Consider the following 20,695-nt stretch of genomic DNA (forward strand, 5'->3'; position numbering starts at 1 on the left):
AAAATTCGTTACACCAGGAAATCTGATGTGAGATTTACCTTATCTGCAATTTTTTTGCATGACAAGTAAATATTTTTTACATGAATGATTAAGCACGCTAATAGTTCGGTAGCAAAAGTGTGACAACGCATGTGCTGCCTGGAAGCGACGGGATCGGTTCCAGTTAGCGTTCGACTTCTTTCGGGTGTGCTTTAGGACTTTTCCTGGAAATAAGCCCGCCGTTGTAACGGAAAATGAGGAAAAAATGCTCTCAATCCATGACCCCTTGCTGATTTTTACCGATCTGGACGGCACATTGCTGAACAGCCACACTTTTGAGTGGCAGCCCGCGGCCCCCTGGCTTACTCGCCTGCATGAAAGCGGCGTGCCCGTGATCCTCTGTAGCAGTAAAACCGCGGCTGAAATGCTCCAGCTCCAGACGACGTTAAATCTACAGGGACTGCCGCTGATTGCGGAAAACGGCGCGGTGATCCAACTGGACGTTCATTGGGAAGACCATCCCAACTATCCCCGTCTGATAGCCGGTATTTCTCACAACGAAATCCGCCTCGTCCTGCATAAGTTGTGTGAAAAGGAACAGTTTAAGTTCACCACGTTTGATGACGTTGACGATCAGGTGATAAGCGAATGGACGGGCCTAAACCGGGCACAGTCTGCCCTAACCCGTCTGCATGAAGCGTCGGTGTCGCTGATCTGGCGCGATAGCGATGAACGCATGGCGCAGTTTGTCGCCCGTTTAAATGACCTGGGACTGCAATTTGTCCATGGCGCCCGTTTCTGGCATGTGCTGGACGCCTCCGCCGGTAAAGATCAGGCTGCCAACTGGCTGATTGAAGCATATCGTCGGCAGTGGCGCACGCGCCCTCTGACGTTGGGGCTAGGAGACGGCCCCAATGATGCGCCCTTACTGGATGTGATGGATTATGCGGTTGTCGTTAAAGGGCTAAACCGGGAGGGCGTACATTTGCGTAACGACGATCCTCAGCGCGTCTACCGTAGCCAGAACGAAGGGCCGGATGGCTGGCGCGAAGGAATGGACTATTTCTTTTCCCGCTCCTGAGTCGCGTCGCTGGCGCAAATACGGTTACGTCCGGACTGTTTGGCGTAATAAAGCCGTTTGTCGGCCAGCGACTGCAACTGCTCAAAATCATAGCCGCCGTATTCCTCCGCGCTACTGATCCCCATTGACGCGCTGATACGAAGCGTCGTGCTTTTCGTCACCAGAATCTCTTTGTCATTAATGCGCTGGCGTATGCGTTCGGCAATCTGCAGCGCCTGCGCTTTCGTCGCGCCGGGCAGCACGATACAAAACTCTTCGCCCCCTACCCGTCCGGCGATGTCGTGCGCTCGAATGGTGCTGCCAATGAGCCCAGCGGCATGGGACAACACGCGATCGCCTGCCTGATGACCAAAGCGATCGTTAACGCTTTTAAAATAATCTAAATCCAGCTGTATCACAGAAAATGGCTGGCGGGCTTCCCGGTAGCGCTTTGCCAGCCTGGACGCTTTTTCAAACAGCGCGCCACGGTTATATAGCCGGGTCAGCGGATCGTGCCATGCCTGCCATTGCAGCGAATTTTGCAGAACAAACATGTTTTTGACCATATGTCGAATAACGCCCCAGGAGATCAACAGCATCGCCGTAAAAAGCACCCATAACAGCGTCAGCGCGATACTAATACTGCCAAAATTCCCTTGTATGCCTTCACGTAATGTATGCACGCGCAGCAGGACGCCATCAAAATGATCCAGCCGCTCCCAGCTTACATAATGCGTTCCTAAACGCAGCCCACCTAGGGTATCTTTTTCTATTTCACGCGCCAGTAAGGCGCGCTCACGGTCATTTAACGTATTCGCGGTTTGTTGTTCCGGCGCGGAGTCCGTCAACAAACGGAGATGGTTATCATATAGCTGATATTCCCCTTCAATATCCTTTTCAGCCGCATCGCGCAGGAACCGCTGTAATGACGCGACGGGAATATCCATTGCCAGTACGCCATACCAGTAATTATCGTGATCCAGCGGTAGACTGGCTGTCACTTTTTTCTGCTCGTCAGCAACATAGGGCTGTGCGGAGGTAAACCACCGCACGCCGCGCTGTGGGTTACGCCGTTGGCTTTGCTCGATAAACCAGGGCTGGGTCACGTACTGATAGTAACGGGAGACAATATCACTACCGTACGCCGTAGGGAGAGTTGAGAGGTAAAACCCTGAGCGAGAAACATACATCGTCTCCAGCGTCAGCATGGCGGATGAGCGCGCCAGACGCGCCAGATACCCTAACTCCAGCGTGGCGGTTAATTCATTTGCCAGGTCACGACTCTCCCGCGAAAGAAGCGTCGTCCGGGCGACAAATTGATCGGAAACGCCATATAACGGCAATGTCCGCCGCTTATCCAGCTCCAGTTGCCAGAAATGTCTGACGCGTCGTTGCTCAAACTGCGTCACCGCGCTTTGCAATGCGGAAAAAGCCAGCGGCGCCACCAGCGCTTCATGCATACCGTTGCGTAAAAAGATCAACCTGTCCATGTTGAATTGCAGTTGGCGGTCAAGGACATTCGCGACGCTCCCCAGATGATTGCGCTGACTGGCGACATACGCGTCTTTCAGTATCATCACTTCCCGCCAGGTAAGTAGCGTCGAGAACAGCATCACGATCAGAAAACAGGTGTTGACGACATGACCGGGACCAAAACGCCGCGCCAGCTTTTTAAACCAGCCTTGATTATCTAACAGTGTTTCGTGCGGCACCCTGGTAACTCCTGGTTATTGATACAACGCCCCCTGATGGCTTACGGTAGCCAGACCTCATCAAGGGATACCACTCAATCCTGGCATAACCAGGTAGCAGCATGTCGCAGCGCGACGACTCTTTTTCTCCACAGCAAAACGCCCGGCATTAACCGGGCGTTTTGTCATCGGGCTTCGTCCCGCACGCGCCTTTCCTTGCCTGGCACGAGCTCATTCTCATGGAATGCCTCCCGCTTTACGCCAAAACCATCATACCAGCGACACTCTACCATTCCGCTGGAATAACCGGTGACGATCATCCGGGGCCCACCCTCTTTCACGGTAACTTCCTCACTGACAGAAAAGACCATACCTGCCTCCTGTATCAGATGAAACGTTTTCACCTTAGACGAGGATGGGCAATTTTGCATAATTCATTGTAGAAAATCAGTGCGAAACACCGCGAATTTTCGCCACACCTTTCACCAGCGCCACCACAATGGCGCCGATAATAAAGCCGAGCACCAGATTCAGCCCCGCAGGGATCGTATGCGCCATGAAAGCCCCCTGCTGCTGCGCAAAATGTTCAATGGCATGGTGTAGCGGCGCAATACCGTGTACGACAATCCCGCCGCCGACCAGAAACATCGCCAGCGTACCGACAATGGATAATGCTTTCATTAACCAGGGCGCGATAATCAGCAATCCTTTACCGACGCCCTGCGCCAGCACGCTACGCTTTTCCGCCAGCCAGTACCCCATATCATCCAGTTTGACAATAATACCCACCAGACCATACACGCCAATGGTCACAATCAACGCAATCCCCGCCAGTACCAACACCTGATTAAGCAGCGGCGCCTGCGCGACAATCCCCAGGGTAATTGCCACAATTTCAGCGGACAGAATGAAATCGGTACGGACCGCCCCTTTTACTTTATCTTTTTCAAAGGCCAAAGGATCTTGCGCAGCCAGCGCCTCAAGACGTTTTTGCCGCTCCGCCGGGTCTTCTTTGTGTTTTCGCGCCTCAAAGGTATGCAGGACTTTTTCTACCCCTTCAAAGCAGAGAAACGCGCCGCCTAACATTAATAAAGGCGTAATGGCCCACGGGATAAATGCGCTTATCAGCAGCGCCAACGGCACCAGAATAACCTTGTTGATTAATGATCCTTTCGCCACGCTCCATACCACTGGCAGCTCGCGATTAGCGCGAACGCCGGTCACCTGCTGTGCATTGAGCGACAGGTCGTCCCCCAGTACGCCCGCGGTTTTTTTCGCGGCCAATTTGCCCATTACCGAAATATCGTCCAGCAGCGTGGCGATATCGTCGAGTAATGTCAGTAAGCTACTTCCTGCCAAAATGATTTCCTCGGTCTTTTCTTCTAAGACGTTAAGTATGTAGCAAAACGCGCAATGCCGAAACCAGCGGCGCGGGTCAACGCCTTTTTATTCCAAAAGGACAATTATAATGCTCGCCAGCATAATAATTTTGACGTTTACTATATTCACCCTTTTTATTTCACCGTGAGTGATTATGCGTTTCCGGCAGTTATTACCTCTTTTTGGCGCGCTTTTTGCCTTGTACATCATTTGGGGGTCTACCTATTTTGTTATCCGCATAGGCGTTGAAAGCTGGCCGCCGCTGATGATGGCAGGCGTACGTTTTCTCTCGGCGGGGATGTTGCTCATGGCGTTTTTGCTGCTGCGCGGCGAAAAACTTCCGCCGCTACGCCAGACCATCAACGCCGCGCTGATTGGTCTACTGCTGCTGGCGGTGGGTAACGGTCTGGTGACGGTGGCGGAGCATCAAAACGTGCCATCAGGCATTGCTGCCGTCGTGGTCGCCACTGTCCCGCTATTTACGCTGTGCTTTAGCTACTTTTTTGGTATTAAAACGCGCAAATTAGAATGGGTGGGGATTGCCATTGGACTTGCCGGGATTATTCTGCTGAACAGCGGCGGCAATTTAAGCGGCAATCCGTGGGGCGCGATTTTGATCCTGATAGGTTCGATGAGCTGGGCATTTGGTTCCGTTTACGGCTCGCGCATCGCCCTCCCTGTGGGCATGATGGCGGGCGCGATTGAAATGTTGGCGGCGGGCGTGGTATTGCTTTGCGCGGCGTTTCTTTCCGGCGAAAAGCTCGCCACGCTGCCGGGCTTATCGGGGTTTATGGCCGTCGGCTACCTGGCGTTGTTCGGTTCTATTATCGCCATTAATGCCTATATGTACCTGATTCGCAACGTCAGTCCGGCGCTGGCGACCAGCTACGCCTACGTGAATCCGGTTGTCGCCGTGTTGCTTGGCACCGGCCTGGGTGGCGAGAGGTTATCGCCCGTTGAATGGGCCGCGCTGGGTGTGATTGTGTTTGCCGTAGTGCTGGTGACTCTGGGTAAGTACCTGTTTCCTGTCAAGGCGGTGGTCACGCCGTGTAAAACGGAAGATTCACGCCAGTAGATGAATCCCCTGGGTGTCAATCTGCGCGCTGGCGCCGCCGCCGCAGATCCACTCTTCCAGGCGCTCCGCCAACGCCGCGTCGCTCAATTTCGCTCGCCCGCGCAAGGCGCACTCCCAGACGATCAGTACCCGCCAGCCAAGCGCCTGTAAACGCTGAATATCGCGCTCATCGCGCTCAACGTTCTTACCGATTTTTTCCAGCCAGAAAGCCGTTCGCGTGGCCGGTACTTTGAACAGATAACAGTGGTGATGATGCCAAAAGCAGCCGTGAGTAAAAATCACACAATCATAGTCATTCACCACAAAGTCCGGCTTGCCTGGTAATGTCGCGTCCTGAGTATGAAACGTAATCCCCTGCGCGCTTAGCAGGCCGGCAAGACGTTTTTCAATAGCCGTATCGCGGGTCGCTATCGCGCGCATATTTTTACTGCGCGTGGCTTTATCGTGAACGTCCGCCATCTACCGTCTCTCTCTGACGCAGCGTCACCGCCTGGTGAATTTTGGGTTCCAGCAGCTTTGCTACCGCGGCAAATACCGGCACCACCACGGAATTGCCAAACTGGCGATAGGCCTGCGTATCCGAGACAGGTATCCTGAACTGGTACGTTTGCGGCGCCTCAAATCCCATTAAACGCGCGCACTCTCTCGGCGTGAGTCGGCGGGGACGATGTTGTTGGTTGCCAGCATCGTCGAAATTCACTTCGCCTTTCGCCATATCCCAACCACGATCGATCAGAATTTCGGCACCATCTTTGTAGTAGCGAGCAGATAACGTGCGCGCCACACTTTCCGGATTGTCAGGATAAACCATGCCATAGCCAAAACCGTTTCCCCGCGCCTGGTGCTTTTTCGCGTAGCGATATAAATATTTCCACAGCACCGGCGTCAGGATATATTTGGCTTCGACGACGGGCTCCAGCAGTTCTGCCAGCGTCGGACGGCGCGGTGGATAACAGCGGGCGATATTGCGTAACGTAAAATCGGTTTTCAGGTTTAAATCGCGACGGAATCCCACTAACACAATACGTTCCCGATGCTGAGGAAGAAAGTGCTGCCCGTCGATAATTTTCGGATCGTCCGGGCCATTGTCAGCGGCATCCGCCACGTCATATCCCAGTTCATCGAGCGTTTGCATAATAATGCGGAAGGTGTTGCCCTGGTCGTGACTTTTAAGGTTTTTCACGTTTTCCAGCACAAACAGCGCGGGGCGGCGAGCGTCGATAATTCTTACGACATCAAAAAATAACGTCCCCTGAGTCTCGCAGGCAAAGCCGTGGGCGCGGCCCAGCGCATTTTTCTTGGAAACGCCCGCCAGAGAAAATGGCTGACAGGGAAAGCCCGCCAGCAGGACATCATGTTGCGGAATATACTGGCGAATGTGTTCCGCCGCCTCATCATCGCTGACCCCTTCCCGGTGGCTCAACGTGATATCGCGGATATCTTCATTAAAGCGATGTTGCAGCGGATCGCAAAAATAGTTCGCTTTATATGTCCGTACCGCGTGCTTATTCCATTCGCTGGTAAACACGCACTGTCCGCCTATCGCTTCAAATCCGCGGCGAATGCCGCCGATGCCCGCGAAGAGATCGATAAAACGAAAGGCGTAATGCGGATGATGCGCTGGCGGCGTCGGCAACCCTGTTTTAAGACAGGTGAGTTCATTGTCGCTCAAGCGATGCCATGCCCCGTTCATCATTACGCGCTTGAAGATGGCCGGGCTCCAGTGCTGCTCGCCCAGGCCGTTAAGGTGCGCCACCAGCGTTTTAACATCGTAGATTTCCAGCAATTGACTCAGCATCGCCTGGATCTCGCTTCCGGCGTCGTCGGCGATGAGGTTCCGGGCGTGTGTTACTGAAATATTTTCCTGCATACATTTAACCGGCCAAAAATAATTGCCGACAGACTAACATAAAATGACGCGGTTTACGTTTCAGCGACAGGGGTTACTGATGCGTAGCAAACATCTGGATGACCGCCTCATCCCGTGTTTCATAGTCGCCTTTCAGCTCAGCGCTCAGTTTCGCCATGTACGACACCAGAAAATCCGCATTACGCTGCGCCAGGTACTTGCCCCGTTCGGTCTGCATCGTCAGCGGCAGTTTCAGCAGCTTGGTTTGAAAATGGTCGAGCGCGAATTGCTTATCGTTAAGAGGCCGTCTGTCGGCAAAGGGATCGTCGGCATCAAACAGCGCGACGCCCAGCGCGCCGGAGACCGCGAAGACCCGCGCCAGACCAATGGCGCCCAACGCCTCCAGCCTGTCTGCATCCTGCACGATTTTTGCCTCTGGCGTGGTAGGCACAATTTTTGCGCTGAAGCTATGCGCTTCGATAGCATGACAAATGCCCGCCAGTTTTTCTGCCGGAAAGTCAGGAAAATCCCGCAGAAAAATACGCAGGGTTTCTGCCGCCGCCAGAATGGAAGAGCGATGCCGCTGCGGATGATTTTTCGCCAGGCTGACGATGTCATGGAAATAACATGCCGATAGCACCACCAGCCAGTCGACAGGACTGTTTTCCCCCAGCGTTTGCGCGGTTGCCCAAACACGACGAAAATGGAAGATGTCATGGGCGGCATCCTGTTCCTGGTGGTGGTGACGTAGCCAGTCTTCAAACTGCGATTGCCAGTATCCTGAGTCCATACGCCCTCTCTTTATAGCAGACCATTTTTATTACATGCCTGAGCACAGGGTTCGCTATCCTGACATATCCGCCACCACTTTACATCCCTGCGTGCTTGCGCGTTTCTGGCTGAGTGTTGGCGGGATACCCCCTGTTTTTGCGAGGCCGGGTGTACCAGGCAATACTCCCCAGAATAAGCCAGACGACGCCCAGCGAAAGCGCGTTCAGCCATTTTTCCGTTGTGCTGCCAGGAGTGCTGATTGGGCCGAGAACCGGCTCGGTTTGTATGGCGGACATCAGCCACACGCAACGCGCCATCGCCCAGATGAAGTAGCCGCAAAAGGTATAAAAAACCCATAACGCTAATTTGCCGCCCATGCTACGGGTGGCGTTGTCCTCCCTGGTACTCAAACTTTACTCCGCTTTTGTGATGTAAGTCATATGACATTAATTACATTATAATGTGACATTAGTCACATTTCGACCATAAAATACCTTATCCACCTGTTCTGGTTATTCATTCCACAAATAGTTTATTCTCAGATAATGTTACGCCTGGCGCTGAACCTGCTGTTAAATAAGGGAATGGTGATTGAATCGCACTCTGATGCAGAATAACCCATAACCAGAACAACTTATTTTTACGCACCGCGATAGCGTTTTATTTTATTAGCATTAAGTGTCAGAATGATTCGGTTATTAGCCTTTTATCATTTATTTTATCATTACCCACATTACCGGCATTTATGCCGGTTTTTTTTATGTTTTTTCATAATCAAAGCATCAAATACATATAAAAAACAAATCATATTCACACCAACAACCATCAAATCAAAACACATAACCCATTGATAAAAAATGATAATTATAGAATATATATTCTTAGTTACTTATATGGTCTTTATTATAAAAAACCAAATAGAAACAAATTGAAATATTTTAAATACCTTTGTTACATGTTATTTTTTAAATTCCATGAACTTCATAGAATAGTATCAATTTGTAGTTTTGTTGAAGTGGCTACATATTCATATAAATTATTATCATAAGGGAATACATAATGAACAGAAAAGTTCTGGCACTGCTTGTCCCGGCGTTATTAGTGGCAGGCGCAGCAAATGCGGCTGAAATTTATAATAAAAATGGCAACAAACTCGACCTGTACGGCAAAGTTGATGGTCTGCGTTACTTCTCTGACGACGCAGGCAGCGACGGCGACCAGTCCTACGCCCGTATTGGCTTTAAAGGCGAAACGCAAATCAACGATATGCTGACCGGCTATGGTCAGTGGGAATACAACATTAAGGTGAACACCACCGAAGGCGAAGGTGCAAACTCCTGGACTCGTCTGGGCTTTGCCGGTCTGAAATTCGGCGAGTACGGCTCTTTCGATTATGGCCGTAACTATGGTGTTATCTACGACATTGAAGCCTGGACCGATGCGCTGCCGGAATTCGGCGGTGATACTTATACCCAGACCGATGTCTATATGCTGGGCAGAACCAACGGCGTTGCTACCTACCGTAATACCGACTTCTTCGGTCTGGTGGAAGGCCTGAACTTCGCGTTGCAGTACCAGGGTAATAATGAAGATCCTGGCGCAGGCGAAGGAACAACCAACGGCAGCGATGCAGATAGTGGTACTCGCAAACTGGCCCGTGAAAACGGCGACGGTTTCGGTATGTCTACCTCCTACGACTTTGACTTCGGGTTAAGCCTGGGTGCGGCCTACTCTTCCTCTGACCGTACGGACAATCAGGTTGCTAGTGGGCGTGGTGATGGCCATCATTACTATGGCAATAGCTATGCCGGCGGTGAAACTGCCGAAGCCTGGACCGTAGGTGCCAAATATGACGCCTACAATGTTTACCTGGCGGCCATGTACGCTGAAACCCGCAACATGACCTATTATGGCGGTGGCGATGGCGGTGGCGGCGGTATCGCTAACAAAACCCAGAACTTTGAAGTGGTTGCGCAGTATCAGTTCGATTTCGGTCTGCGTCCGTCCATCGCCTACTTGCAGTCTAAGGGCAAAGATTTAGGCGGCCAGGATATAGATAGCCGTGGTAACTATCGTTACACCGACAAAGATCTGGTTAAATATGTTGACGTCGGTATGACTTACTACTTCAACAAAAATATGTCCACCTACGTTGATTATAAAATCAACCTGCTGGACGAAGATGATGACTTCTACGCAAACAACGGTATTGCAACCGATGATATCGTAGGTGTTGGTCTGGTCTACCAGTTCTAAGACGCTTTATATTATTCAAGCCCGTGCTTAGCGCGGGCTTGTTATTATAGGACAAGAATTAAATAACGGATAACGGCGCAAAGACAGGTGACCTGGCTTCATCGGATAGATGAAGACAACGTCGCTCTTTTCAGGCGCTGTCTGCAAGAGAAATAACACCTTTGGGGAAAGGTAAATGCCACTATAGATGATGGATGTCAGCGTCTATAGATGATAATCATCGGGCATAAAAAAGCTCCGATACGGAGCTAATATGAATTATTTTCTAAAATCTAGCGGAACCTGCCCTGAGCGAATGTATAATCCAACATTATCAAAAGTGATCATGGTTGACTTACAAAAAATACATTTCGCGCCAAATGGGTTTTGCTCAGTAACATCGAATGTCGATGTTCTGTATTGTGAACCATGGCAACATGGACACCGGAAGTGAATTTTATTAGTAATATCAGTTGCCTTAAAGCGCCACAACGTTGACCGCTGATGGACCTTTTGGTCCCTGCTCTACTGAAAACTCCACTTCCTGATTTTCATTCAGAGTGCGGAATTCATTACTTTGAATGGCGGAAAAATGCACAAACACATCTTTGCTGCCATCTTTAGGCGTAATGAAACCAAAGCCCTTTTCAGGGTTAAACCATTTTACTAAACCAGTGATTTTCGTCGTCATAATATTGTTACCTTTTGAATGAGCCCTTGGGCAAAATGGCCTGAAGAAAATTATCAGAGAGAAAAAAACCTAAAGGAGATCTCAAGAGGAACAAATGATGAGAAATATTACAATCACTACTTCAGATAAGTTTGTATCAAACCGCACAACCATTAACGCATGGTTAACTGCACATAGCAAGCTTTAGTTTTGTTAAAAAAATATTAATTGTTTTTTAGCATTATCACGCTGATTGCCATACTCTTTTTATCCATGCCCGTCGCTACGGCTGAAACCTGGCGTAAATAAGTTACGTCTCCCAACGCCTACCTGGCAATAAACGCGCCACATTTCCTGATGTCGTAAACCAGGATACATGCGCATCATCGTGAGAGGTTCCTGTGATCTCGTGCGACCAAAACCGGTTAGAGAACGGGGATGATTTGGCAACTATCTCATGCATTGATCGCACAAGTTACTTAACACGCAGTAGATCAGAGTATCTTGTGGTGTACCGAGGCGAAAGCATTTCTCGCTTCATAGCCCACTGTTGCGACATCCCCTGCCCGGCGAAGTACAGTGTCCCCTTCCCGTCTTTTGCGTTAAGATGGTCCAGTACTTCCATCAGCTTCTCACTACCGGCGCGCGGCGCGTTATCGTCGAAAAGGTTGAGTTGCGCTACGCCCTGACTGAAGAAGTCACCCAGCATCACCCCCGCTTTCTGGTAGCAATGGCCGTCGCGCCAGATTTTATCCAGGCATTTCACAGCCGCATTGATGATGTCGCGTGAATCCTGCGTGGGGGTGAGAAGCGTCACCGCGGCGCTGTTACCGTAGTAGGGCTCGTTCAGGGCAAAGGGGGATGTTTTGACGAATGTTGAGATGAAACGGCAGTACTGGTGCTCGCCGCGGAGTTTTTCTGCCGCGCGCGCAGCGTAGCTGTAAATAGCCTGGCGCATTTCCTCATAGTCTGTGACCCGCTCGCCGAAAGAGCGGCTACAAACGATTTCCTGCTTTGCCGGCGCAAACTCTTCAAGCTCCAGACATGGCTCTCCGCGAAGCTCTCTCACGGTACGCTCCAGCACGACATTGAAGTGTTTCCTGATGATCCAGGTACTTTGTTCAGAGAGATCGAGAGCAGTCTTGATGCCCAGGGCATTGAGCTTCTTACTGATGCGTCTGCCGACACCCCAGACATCCTCTACGGGTATCAGGGCCAGCAGCCGACGCTGGCGATCGATGTTCGACAGGTCAACCACCCCGCCGGTCTGGCGCTGCCACTTTTTCGCAGCATGGTTAGCCAGCTTGGCAAGGGTTTTCGTCTGGGCAATGCCTACACCGACAGTCAGGTGCGTGCGCTTCAGGACCGTCGCTCTTATCTCGCGCCCGAAATCTGTCAGATCCCGGCAGTTTCGTACTCCCGTCAGATCACAAAAAGCCTCATCAATGCTGTAAATTTCTACCCGCGGCGCCATCTCCTCGAGTGTGGTCATTACCCGGTTCGACATATCAGCGTAAAGCTCGTAATTACTGCTGAAGCAAACAACACCGGATCGCCGGAAGCGTTCTTTCTGTTTGAAGAATGGCTCACCTGGTGCGATACCAAGCTGTTTCGCCTCGGCGCTACACGCGATAACGCAGCCATCATTGTTTGATAACACCACCACCGGTCGGCCACATAAATCAGGACGAAAGACCGTTTCGCAGGAGGCGTAAAAGCTATTAACATCGCAGAGCGCGAACATAATCAACTGACCGCTTTAATGATAAAGGTCACCACCCCGAATATGTCGAGCGTGTCTTCACTGCCGACAGGTATAGGTCGATAGGCGCCGTTCATGGGGATTAGCTGCACTGTCGGGCGCAACTGCAACCGTTTTACGGTGAACTCTCCTTCAATTGCCGCAATTACAATGTCACCGTGGTCAGCGTTCCGTGAGCTATCCACCACCAGCAGGTCGCCGTCGCTGATGCCTGCTTCAATCATTGAATCACCCGTGGCTTTGACAAAATATGTTGAGCTGGGATGAGAAACGAGCAACTCATTAAGATCGATACGCTGCTCAATGTAGTCCGCTGCGGGGCTGGGGAATCCACACGGCACTAAGTAACTGAAAAATGGGAGAGGAATAATTTCGCGCAACTCTGTAGGTCTGAAAAATTCCATAATCCATACCTCGAATACTGTTTTTATATACAGTAGTATTATTTAAACATGCGCGCAAGATACCGGAGTCACTACGGCTGTTTAAATCTTCGTCGCTTCGTTTGTAAGTTTCTCTCTCAGTTCAAATTATGGGTTTTGTAAATTTTCCGGTTGTATTGTCATGTGTGCATATTTAAGCCAGTCTGGAGGCCACATTTTCTGTACAGCGTCGACAGCCCCGCAGCGTAAGTTATCGCCACGCGCCAGCGCGTTTCCCTGACAGCAATTAATCTTTCGCCCTGCGCCCATGTCTACAGGGGAACATTTCGGGCAACAGGCCGGGTGCGACGATTACCGAGGACGACGGCGTTAAATCGCCGCTAGTGACATCAATATTAATCCAGATGGGGTACGGCGAAAGAGCGGGGGCAGAAAACCAGGAGTTGACTTATGATCGAAAAGTAAAAATAACACTATCCCTGGCCCCCTCTTCTGGCAGAAAAAGCACAAGATGGCGATACGTTTTTCACGTAATATTCTAAGTGTATTCTAAGTGTGAGACTGATCGCTGAAAGAAGACGAGCTAAGTGTTTGAATTGTGGCGGAGAGAGGGGGATTTGAACCCCCGGTAGAGTTGCCCCTACTCCGGTTTTCGAGACCGGTCCGTTCAGCCGCTCCGGCATCTCTCCGTATATTGCAATGATGCCAGGTAATTTGGCATTTTAACAGACCCTATTCGGGTAATTTTGTTCAAGTGACGAGTTTACGAGCAAAACGATGATTAAGTGGCCCTGGAAAGCACAAGAAATAACCCAGAACGAAGACTGGCCGTGGGATGATGCGCTGGCTATACCTCTTCTGGTAAACCTCACCGCGCAAGAACAGGCTCGGCTTATTGCGCTAGCCGAACGTTTTTTGCAGCAGAAAAGACTGGTAGCGCTACAGGGATTTGAGCTCGACTCGTTAAAAAGTGCACGTATTGCGTTAATTTTTTGCTTACCGATCCTGGAGCTCGGTATTGAGTGGCTTGATGGTTTTCATGAAGTGCTCATTTATCCCGCGCCCTTTGTGGTAGATGATGAATGGGAAGATGACATAGGTCTGGTGCACAGCCAGCGTGTCGTACAGTCGGGGCAAAGCTGGCAACAAGGGCCCATCATTCTGAACTGGCTGGATATCCAGGACTCGTTCGATGCTTCAGGTTTCAACCTCATTATTCATGAAGTCGCGCACAAACTGGATATGCGTAATGGCGATCGCGCCAGCGGCATCCCTTTCATCCCGTTGCGCGATGTGGCTGGCTGGGAACACGATCTCCACGCGGCAATGAATAATATTCAGGATGAAATCGATCTTGTTGGCGAAAGCGCTGCCAGTATAGATGCCTATGCCGCCACCGACCCTGCAGAATGTTTTGCCGTGTTGTCAGAGTATTTTTTCAGCGCGCCAGAACTGTTTGCTCCACGTTTCCCGGCGCTATGGCAGCGTTTTTGCCAGTTCTATCGCCAGGATCCTTCTCAGCGCTTACGGGTAAACGCTGCCGAAGGCGACTACGGCGAGGAATCCGAACATTAATTCCTCACTTTGTGGGTTAATTAACCAATTGAATTGGCGCGTTAATTTTACTGTTGACACGTTATAGCGGGCCCAGTATTATGCGCCTCGTTGAAACAATTCCTCTGTAGTTCAGTCGGTAGAACGGCGGACTGTTAATCCGTATGTCACTGGTTCGAGTCCAGTCAGAGGAGCCAAATTTAGGGAAGCAGACGTTCACTGACGTCTGCTTTCTGCATTTATATCAACTGGTTATCTCCTTCTTCAGGTTCACCCTCGTTCACTAAAAATCATTCGAAGCCATACCCTTTTGCTGGTAAAGCTGGTTCGATTTGCGTTTTATCGGTACGCCGAGGGAACCGTCATGTCACTGACTGATACCAAAGTAAAAAATGCCAGACCAGCGGAAAAGGCTGTCAAGCTCACTGACGGGTTTGGCCTCTATCGGTTCGAAATACTGGCTGTTGGGCTACCGCTATTATGGCAATCAGGAGGTGTTTTCCATTGGGGTTTACCCTGCTGTATCGCTTGCCGATGCCAGATAACGCCGTGACGAGGCTAAAAGGTAGCTGGCTCAGGGGATTGACCCGAACGCAAAAACAGGCTGATGAAAAAGTCCGTCAGGAGAATTTGACTTGTGTAATTACAGACAAAGTTGCGCCATGCCGGGGCAAAGCAGGGATTAGATCAAAACTTCAACGCTTTGTTGTTTTTGTCAGCAAACAAACGCGCAATCTTATTTCCCCCTTTGACAAGCCGATCGCACATCGTTACTATGCGCCCCGTTCACACGATTCCTCTGTAGTTCAGTCGGTAGAACGGCGGACTGTTAATCCGTATGTCACTGGTTCGAGTCCAGTCAGAGGAGCCAAATTCCTGTTTTCAGGCGTGCTTATAAGCCCCTATTCAATTAGGTTTCAATAAGTTAGCGTGAAAATCTTTCCCGATGCGTATCTGGTTTTCCCTGCGCATCCGGCGAAATTGGTGGTCTGATTTGGGGTCATTTCAGTTCGATAATGGAGTGACCACCATATGTCCCTGTCCGACGCGAAAATCCGCAGTATCAAGCCGTCTGATAAACCCTTTAAACTGACTGATTCACACGGTCTGTATCTGCTTGTCAATCCGGGCGGTTCACGCCTCTGGTATCTCAAATATCGCTTCAACCGAAAAGAATCCCGCATCGCGTTAGGCGCATACCCGCAGGTCTCGCTTTCCGACGCCCGCCAGCAGCGCGACGGTATCCGTAAACTGCTGACGCAGAATATCAATCCCGCACAACAACGCATGACTGAAAAAGCCGCCGCATCACCGGAAAAATGCTTTGAGGCTGTTGCGGTGGCATGGCACAAAACCAACAAAAAGTGGTCGGCTGACTATGCAGAGCGCATCCTTGCCAGTATGAAAAACCATATTTTCCCGGCAATCGGTCATCTGCCCGTCACAATGTTGAAAACGCAGCATTTCACGGCGTTGCTGAAAGTTATCGAGGATAAAGGCTTTCTGGAAGTCGCGTCCCGTACCCGGCAGCAACTCTGCAACATCATGCGTTACGCCGTTCAGCAGGGACTGACTGAAAACAATCCGGCGCTGCATCTGGAAGGCGTCACCGCGCCGCCGGTAAAAAAGCACTATCCCGCCCTGCCGCTGGAGCGGTTGCCCGAATTGTTTGAGCGCATTGGCGACTATCAGCAGGGACGGCAATTAACAAGGCTGGCAGTGGTGTTGACTCTCCACCTGTTTATTCGTTCCAGCGAACTGCGCTTTGCCCGCTGGAGCGAGATAGATTTCAGACATAAAATCTGGACCATTCCCGCCACACGGGAAACAATTGAGAAAGTCCGCTTCTCTGGCCGTGGCGCAAAAATGCGTACCCCGCATATTGTCCCGCTATCTCATCAGGCGATCACCATTCTAAAGCAGATAAAGGAAATCTCCGGGCATCTGGAACTGGTGTTCCCCGGCGACCATAACCCGTATAAGCCGATGAGCGAAAATACCATCAACCGGGCGCTGCGTCTGATGGGCTACGATACCAAAACCGACGTCTGCGGGCATGGCTTCCGGGCAATGGCCTGTAGCGCACTGGTGGAATCTGAACTCTGGTCGCAGGATGCCGTGGAGCGACAGATGAGCCATCAGGAGCGTAACAGCGTGCGGGCGGCTTACATTCACCGCGCCGAGCACCTCGACGCCCGTAAAGCCATGATGCAGTGGTGGTCGGACTATCTTGACGTAAGCCGCGAGGGGTACGTTGCACCCTATATCTATGCGCGGCGGCATAAAGCGGCCTGAGCCGGAGACGGCATAATTTATTAAAAATGAAAAAGCAGATCCTGATTGAATCTGGATCTGCTTTTTGTATTGAAAGGATTTAACTTCAATTTTTGGGTTGTTAATAGGAAAGCCTACAAAATTATTCTACGTAGAATATTTTTGCACGAAAATCTATCAATACTCCGCGAATTAATAGGTAAATATTGAAATTATTTAAGGTGAACAATTTCCAGGCAATAGCTGCCAGACAATCTGCCCCAGAAACCGATTTACCGATATGACATAATTGCACCAGTTCACTATTACAGTCTATCTGCACCAGCCTGTCATCGCCTGTATACGGCAGGGCTGTACCAGATATCTCCGTATATATCGATCTGCGCCAGCTTTATCCTTTTAAGCCCTTTGGCCTTTTCCGGTCTGGCGCTGTTACCCTTAGTCGCCCTTTACCTTTATCGGGCCTTTTTCCTTTTGCTGGCGCAATCATCAGCAAAAAGACCGTAATGCTGTACCAGAATCCTGTTAATAGGCTACACCGTTCGTAAGCACCGTTATTAAGAGGAAACCGTACAAAAATTTTCTACGTAGAAATTTTTTCGGTGAATAACGATGAATAACGAGTATTTTATAATGTGTTGGCTATCAAAAATCGACCACTAAAACATAACAAATTGATTTATCATGAACAGTCATGAATTTAATAGCCGATAATTATTGTCCTTGTCAGTATTGATAGGAAATCGTACAAAAAATTTTGGGGACAAAATTTTTTGTACGAAAACCGATGGATAACGCGATCTTTTCAAGGCAACAGCTATCAGTCAGTATACCTTCGCCCGTAAACCTGCGCCACATACCGCCCGCGCCCGTCGCCGTGGCCCAAATCCATCGCCGTCATTGCCAGTGCTTCTTTCTCACAAAATCCCTGCACCAGATAATGACAAATAGCATCCTGCGCCCACGCATAGCGCAACGAGTGCGGGGAATATTCCCCTGTTAAACCGAGACGTGCCGCCTGACTGTGCCAGTATTTCATCGCGTTTTTCAGATCCGGCTTATCTATCAGCCTGCCGTGGCGATCTTCCGCCACAACCAGCGCATTATCCAGCGCTTTTCTGACAGCGACAGCATCAAGAATAATCGTCTCACGGGGTCGCCCGCCTTTGGTACCAAACACCACGGTTAAGCGGGTGTCACCGCGCTCCAGCGCCTGTCGCCACGTTTTCAGCGACTGTACGCTCTGCACCGCCTCCTGCGAACGTAATCCCATCAGCCTTGAGAGTTCCAGCGCAGCCGCCAGTCCCGGATCTTTTACGCGGGCGTTTTCCAGTACATACCGGTAATGATCCGGCGTGATCGCCAGCTTCGTACCGTTGCGGGATGCGCCGGACAGACCAAGAGAACGGTTGTTCAGTCGCTCACTCTGCGCCAGCCTGTCGCGCCCGGCCTGTTTCAGAATGCAGCGCACCGCCGCCATTTCGTTTTGCAGGGAACGTTTTGTAATGCCCTGCGCGAGTCGCTCGCGGATATACCCCTCGATATGCCGCGCCTTAATCTGCTCCACCCGGCGGATTTGTACATTCTGCGCCAGTACCAGACGTTCACAAAACCGCTGCGTCAGCTTAATGCGGTCGTGAACGGTTTTATGGCTGCCGCCCGCCTGTTGTGCAAGCCGCTTCATTTCCTGCTCCAGAATCCCCATATTCTCCCCCTTTCATGATTGCCGCAAATTCGTCACCCAAAAACTGATACAGCTTTCCCCGGCGCACTGGCCGATAGCCCCTGTTTTTTTGTCGGGGCTGCGAACGATACCTGAGCGCCGGGGCGGCAGCCGTTGAGGTGTGGTGGGGCTTCGGTTGTGCTCTCAGAGCAGCCGCCCGCTTGCGCGGGTTATCCCCCGGATCGTCCAGATCCGCCTCGGTATCGGTTCATGTTCTCCTTATGGTCAGATAGCCTGAAAAGGCGGTGTCAGAATCCAGCCGTGAACTGGCGCAGTTGAGTTGTCTGGTGCCGGTCGAAAGGGCTGCGTGCGTCACTTTCCCGCTCTGCGCGGTTAAAGTGACGCACTGGACTGGTGCAGTGTCTGAAAATTTATCGTTGGTGCAGATTCAGACCCGCAGGCTGGCGCAGTAAAGGACGTATCGTGTTAAAACTCAGACCTCCGTCGCGATGTTCTGCGACCCGGTGTTTGCAGAGGTCTGCACCGGTAAACGGCTCAACCGTCCTGATAACAGGCGCTTCTTTCAGGTTGCGAAGCGTTGGGCGCTGTCAACGACAGCATGGAGCAGGAGGGAGACTATGCCAGTACCGCTGGCGCAGAAAGGAAAAACTGTTTTTGCGTCAAAAAGGATTTTTGCGAACCTGCACTGTCGCGCTTCGCTTGCCTTCTCCCGATCTTCTGACAGCAAAGCCATCAGAAGATCGGGAGAGACGATTTAGCCATTTTCAGGCTTGCGGTAGCGGGAAGGCCAGATTTGCTCTGGTGCAATACCCAATGCTTCGGCGATCAGCCTTTCGCCTTTGGGCCAGTGCCTTATCAGCGCATTTGCCAGCGTTGAGGATGCCAGCCCTGAGTTACGGGAAACGGCAGAAAGAGACGTTCCCTGCTTTTTCAGCGCCGCGATAATGTCGGCGGAGTGCCAGTCTGGTTGCATCATGCCGCCACCCCATCAATAAACTTCACGCCGTCGGCGGTACGCAGCCAGCGCGGGGCCGTGATTTCATCAGAGAAATAGTGGATCAGGTCGTACAACAGGCAACCAAGGTAATTCCGGGTTTCTGGTAACAACCCCTGCCCCGTCAGCACCTGCGTCAGGGCAAGGCAGTAGTGGCAAAGTTCCGTACATTCGGGATCGAAACGCGGTGAGCGGGTGGGGAGCGTGTCAACGGTCAGGCTGTCCATCATATGATCCGGGATCGGATCGAGCAGCGAGGGCTGGAGCAGTTGCAGACAGGCGTTAAGCCTGCCGCAAAGCGCCATTTTCAGCGTGGGATCGTCGTGTTCAACCAGGATTTCGGCGAACTGTTTGCAGTGCCCGGCCAGTACGGTGAAATCCGTAGCGGCGTTAAAGGAAACGGAAAGTAACGGGTGTGTCTGGGTGAGGGTAGTAGCCATAGGGCATCCTCCGATGAGCAGTATTTATCACCACCACCGGAGAGGCTAATCTCATGGTGGTGGAACCGGACGGGGTTAGCCTTACCGGCCTCATCGACACCGGCGCGCTTTGCAGCGCCCCCGCCCGGCCCACCATTGAGATGTGGCAGAACGCACGACACAAAAAAAGCGCAGACGCGCCTTTGTGTCGTCGATGAAGTCAATCAGGAGGCTAATCCCGGCACCTGATTTTGCAGGTACAGGTAAGACGATACCGCGACCGGTTAATACTGGCAAGGGGAAGTCACGGTTTTTTTAGGCAAGAAACGGAGCTTTTACTTCCTGACTGTTATGGTGACAAAAGGTTCGCGGAGCGGTTTGCCAATGAAACAGGTTCGTCCCAGCTATATAAAAAACAGACTAATAATAAGTATTGGGTATATATTGCTTTTAAGTAGTTTGACGACTTTTAGCCATTTCCTCTCTGGAAAAATTGGTTTTGTGGTTGACTTTTCGGGTGCTTCTGGCTTGAGGGTTGTATGTGTTATTTATTTTGTAATTAGTTCAATAATAATAGGCTCCAGAGGTTTTTTGGGGCTTATTACATCTGCCTTTAGAAAAATAAAATAACACTTATAATTTCAGTGTATGTGTTTTTTTATGACACGCGCATCCGAGTGTTAGGCCACTGCGGTAAGCGGATAGATGATCATTTACGACTTGCAGGATGGTTTAGGGTGGGGTTTAACAAATTGTTTTACAGGGAACCGTACCTAGCGGTCAAACCCAGAATTTGTTAACCTCTACTCAGATAAATGCTATAAAAATAGCCTTACCATCATCAGGACACAGCAGCATTCAAAACAACTCATTAGCACAACAACCACAGCAACGTGTAGAAAATGGGGTTCCGAA

Annotated in this window: 21 protein-coding genes, 3 tRNA genes and 1 pseudogene; 10 read left to right on the forward strand and 15 right to left on the reverse strand. The window is 50.8% G+C overall.

Annotation, left to right across the window (positions count from 1 at the left end):
* The first annotated feature begins 244 nt into the window (after window positions 1-244).
* Window positions 245-1,060 (forward strand): mannosyl-3-phosphoglycerate phosphatase-related protein, encoded by an 816-nt coding sequence (locus ACLJRE_RS08570; protein WP_058109044.1) that lies wholly within the window; start codon window positions 245-247, stop codon window positions 1,058-1,060.
* Here the strand turns inward: ACLJRE_RS08570 and dgcQ are convergent.
* The 3 genes from dgcQ to ACLJRE_RS08585 form a co-directional block, all read right to left on the reverse strand.
* Entirely contained in the window at window positions 1,039-2,751 is a 1,713-nt protein-coding gene (gene dgcQ / locus ACLJRE_RS08575) for a cellulose biosynthesis regulator diguanylate cyclase DgcQ (protein WP_053296628.1), read from the reverse strand. The genes ACLJRE_RS08570 and dgcQ overlap by 22 nt on opposite strands.
* A gap of 164 nt (window positions 2,752-2,915) precedes the next feature.
* Entirely contained in the window at window positions 2,916-3,101 is a 186-nt protein-coding gene (locus ACLJRE_RS08580) for a YodC family protein (protein ID WP_000232161.1), read from the reverse strand.
* A 76-nt stretch (window positions 3,102-3,177) separates the two neighbouring features.
* Window positions 3,178-4,095, reverse strand: a complete 918-nt coding sequence (locus ACLJRE_RS08585; RefSeq protein WP_086013476.1) for a DUF808 domain-containing protein — start codon at window positions 4,093-4,095, stop codon at window positions 3,178-3,180.
* A 169-nt stretch (window positions 4,096-4,264) separates the two neighbouring features.
* On the opposite strand from ACLJRE_RS08585, the gene yedA reads away from it, so the two are divergent.
* The gene (yedA, locus tag ACLJRE_RS08590; protein ID WP_001212264.1) at window positions 4,265-5,185 is read left to right on the forward strand and encodes a drug/metabolite exporter YedA; all 921 of its coding nucleotides are present in this window, start codon (window positions 4,265-4,267) and stop codon (window positions 5,183-5,185) included.
* Here yedA and ACLJRE_RS08595 read toward each other — a convergent pair.
* The 4 genes from ACLJRE_RS08595 to drpB form a co-directional block, all read right to left on the reverse strand.
* Window positions 5,174-5,644, reverse strand: coding sequence for a very short patch repair endonuclease (locus ACLJRE_RS08595; RefSeq protein ID WP_000785978.1), 471 nt, complete (start codon window positions 5,642-5,644; stop codon window positions 5,174-5,176). The two genes, yedA and ACLJRE_RS08595, sit on opposite strands and share 12 nt — an antisense overlap.
* Window positions 5,625-7,055, reverse strand: a complete 1,431-nt coding sequence (locus ACLJRE_RS08600) for a DNA cytosine methyltransferase (protein ID WP_023212512.1) — start codon at window positions 7,053-7,055, stop codon at window positions 5,625-5,627. Before ACLJRE_RS08600 ends, ACLJRE_RS08595 begins: the two co-directional genes overlap by 20 nt.
* A gap of 73 nt (window positions 7,056-7,128) precedes the next feature.
* Complete coding sequence (locus ACLJRE_RS08605; RefSeq protein WP_023212513.1) at window positions 7,129-7,824, reverse strand: phosphohydrolase; 696 nt, start codon at window positions 7,822-7,824, stop codon at window positions 7,129-7,131.
* Window positions 7,825-7,903: 79 nt separating this feature from the next.
* Entirely contained in the window at window positions 7,904-8,215 is a 312-nt protein-coding gene (gene drpB, locus ACLJRE_RS08610; protein ID WP_023212514.1) for a cell division protein DrpB, read from the reverse strand.
* Window positions 8,216-8,864: 649 nt separating this feature from the next.
* On the opposite strand from drpB, the gene ompS1 reads away from it, so the two are divergent.
* A complete protein-coding gene (ompS1, locus tag ACLJRE_RS08615) occupies window positions 8,865-10,061 on the forward strand; it encodes a porin OmpS1 (protein WP_023212515.1) in 1,197 nt (398 codons plus the stop codon).
* A 258-nt stretch (window positions 10,062-10,319) separates the two neighbouring features.
* On the opposite strand, the gene ACLJRE_RS08620 is transcribed toward ompS1, so the two are convergent.
* The 5 genes from ACLJRE_RS08620 to ACLJRE_RS08640 all read right to left on the reverse strand — a co-directional run bounded on the left by ACLJRE_RS08620 (window position 10,320) and on the right by ACLJRE_RS08640 (window position 13,544).
* Window positions 10,320-10,508, reverse strand: a complete 189-nt coding sequence (locus ACLJRE_RS08620; RefSeq protein ID WP_024131163.1) for a hypothetical protein — start codon at window positions 10,506-10,508, stop codon at window positions 10,320-10,322.
* A gap of 10 nt (window positions 10,509-10,518) precedes the next feature.
* Window positions 10,519-10,731 carry a cold shock domain-containing protein gene (locus tag ACLJRE_RS08625; RefSeq protein WP_000208509.1) on the reverse strand — a complete coding sequence of 71 codons (213 nt, stop codon included), beginning with the start codon at window positions 10,729-10,731 and terminating at the stop codon, window positions 10,519-10,521.
* Window positions 10,732-11,185: 454 nt separating this feature from the next.
* Window positions 11,186-12,454: a Y-family DNA polymerase gene (locus ACLJRE_RS08630; protein WP_023212516.1), complete on the reverse strand. Its 1,269-nt coding sequence runs from the start codon at window positions 12,452-12,454 to the stop codon at window positions 11,186-11,188.
* A gap of 2 nt (window positions 12,455-12,456) precedes the next feature.
* The gene (locus tag ACLJRE_RS08635; RefSeq protein WP_000394197.1) at window positions 12,457-12,876 is read right to left on the reverse strand and encodes a translesion error-prone DNA polymerase V autoproteolytic subunit; all 420 of its coding nucleotides are present in this window, start codon (window positions 12,874-12,876) and stop codon (window positions 12,457-12,459) included.
* Window positions 12,877-13,454: 578 nt separating this feature from the next.
* Window positions 13,455-13,544: transfer RNA gene (locus tag ACLJRE_RS08640), tRNA-Ser, on the reverse strand.
* 88 nt (window positions 13,545-13,632) lie between these two features.
* On the opposite strand from ACLJRE_RS08640, the gene mtfA reads away from it, so the two are divergent.
* The 5 genes and pseudogenes from mtfA to ACLJRE_RS08665 all read left to right on the forward strand — a co-directional run bounded on the left by mtfA (window position 13,633) and on the right by ACLJRE_RS08665 (window position 16,704).
* A complete protein-coding gene (gene mtfA, locus ACLJRE_RS08645) occupies window positions 13,633-14,430 on the forward strand; it encodes a DgsA anti-repressor MtfA (protein WP_000598918.1) in 798 nt (265 codons plus the stop codon).
* Window positions 14,431-14,530: 100 nt separating this feature from the next.
* Window positions 14,531-14,606: transfer RNA gene (locus ACLJRE_RS08650), tRNA-Asn, on the forward strand.
* A 167-nt stretch (window positions 14,607-14,773) separates the two neighbouring features.
* Window positions 14,774-15,036: pseudogene (locus ACLJRE_RS08655) on the forward strand (Arm DNA-binding domain-containing protein); the annotation flags it as partial.
* 168 nt (window positions 15,037-15,204) lie between these two features.
* A tRNA-Asn gene (locus ACLJRE_RS08660) sits at window positions 15,205-15,280 on the forward strand.
* Window positions 15,281-15,441: 161 nt separating this feature from the next.
* Window positions 15,442-16,704, forward strand: a complete 1,263-nt coding sequence (locus tag ACLJRE_RS08665) for a tyrosine-type recombinase/integrase (protein WP_023212518.1) — start codon at window positions 15,442-15,444, stop codon at window positions 16,702-16,704.
* Window positions 16,705-17,503: 799 nt separating this feature from the next.
* Here the strand turns inward: ACLJRE_RS08665 and ACLJRE_RS08670 are convergent.
* Window positions 17,504-18,388, reverse strand: coding sequence for an integrase domain-containing protein (locus ACLJRE_RS08670; protein ID WP_023212519.1), 885 nt, complete (start codon window positions 18,386-18,388; stop codon window positions 17,504-17,506).
* 263 nt (window positions 18,389-18,651) lie between these two features.
* Here ACLJRE_RS08670 and ACLJRE_RS08675 point away from each other — a divergent pair, with 263 nt between their 5' ends.
* Window positions 18,652-18,819, forward strand: coding sequence for a hypothetical protein (locus ACLJRE_RS08675; RefSeq protein ID WP_223202021.1), 168 nt, complete (start codon window positions 18,652-18,654; stop codon window positions 18,817-18,819).
* 302 nt (window positions 18,820-19,121) lie between these two features.
* Here ACLJRE_RS08675 and ACLJRE_RS08680 read toward each other — a convergent pair whose 3' ends face one another.
* Both ACLJRE_RS08680 and ACLJRE_RS08685 read right to left on the reverse strand, forming a co-directional pair.
* Complete coding sequence (locus ACLJRE_RS08680) at window positions 19,122-19,343, reverse strand: helix-turn-helix domain-containing protein (RefSeq protein WP_023212520.1); 222 nt, start codon at window positions 19,341-19,343, stop codon at window positions 19,122-19,124.
* A complete protein-coding gene (locus ACLJRE_RS08685) occupies window positions 19,340-19,801 on the reverse strand; it encodes a hypothetical protein (protein WP_023212521.1) in 462 nt (153 codons plus the stop codon). The genes ACLJRE_RS08680 and ACLJRE_RS08685 overlap by 4 nt, the downstream gene beginning before the upstream one ends.
* A 363-nt stretch (window positions 19,802-20,164) precedes the next feature.
* On the opposite strand from ACLJRE_RS08685, the gene ACLJRE_RS08690 reads away from it, so the two are divergent.
* Entirely contained in the window at window positions 20,165-20,410 is a 246-nt protein-coding gene (locus tag ACLJRE_RS08690) for a hypothetical protein (protein WP_129462556.1), read from the forward strand.
* Window positions 20,411-20,695 lie beyond the last annotated feature (285 nt).

Source organism: Salmonella sp. SAL04157 (genome assembly GCF_046551635.1).
Classification (GTDB): Bacteria; Pseudomonadota; Gammaproteobacteria; order Enterobacterales; family Enterobacteriaceae; genus Salmonella; species Salmonella enterica.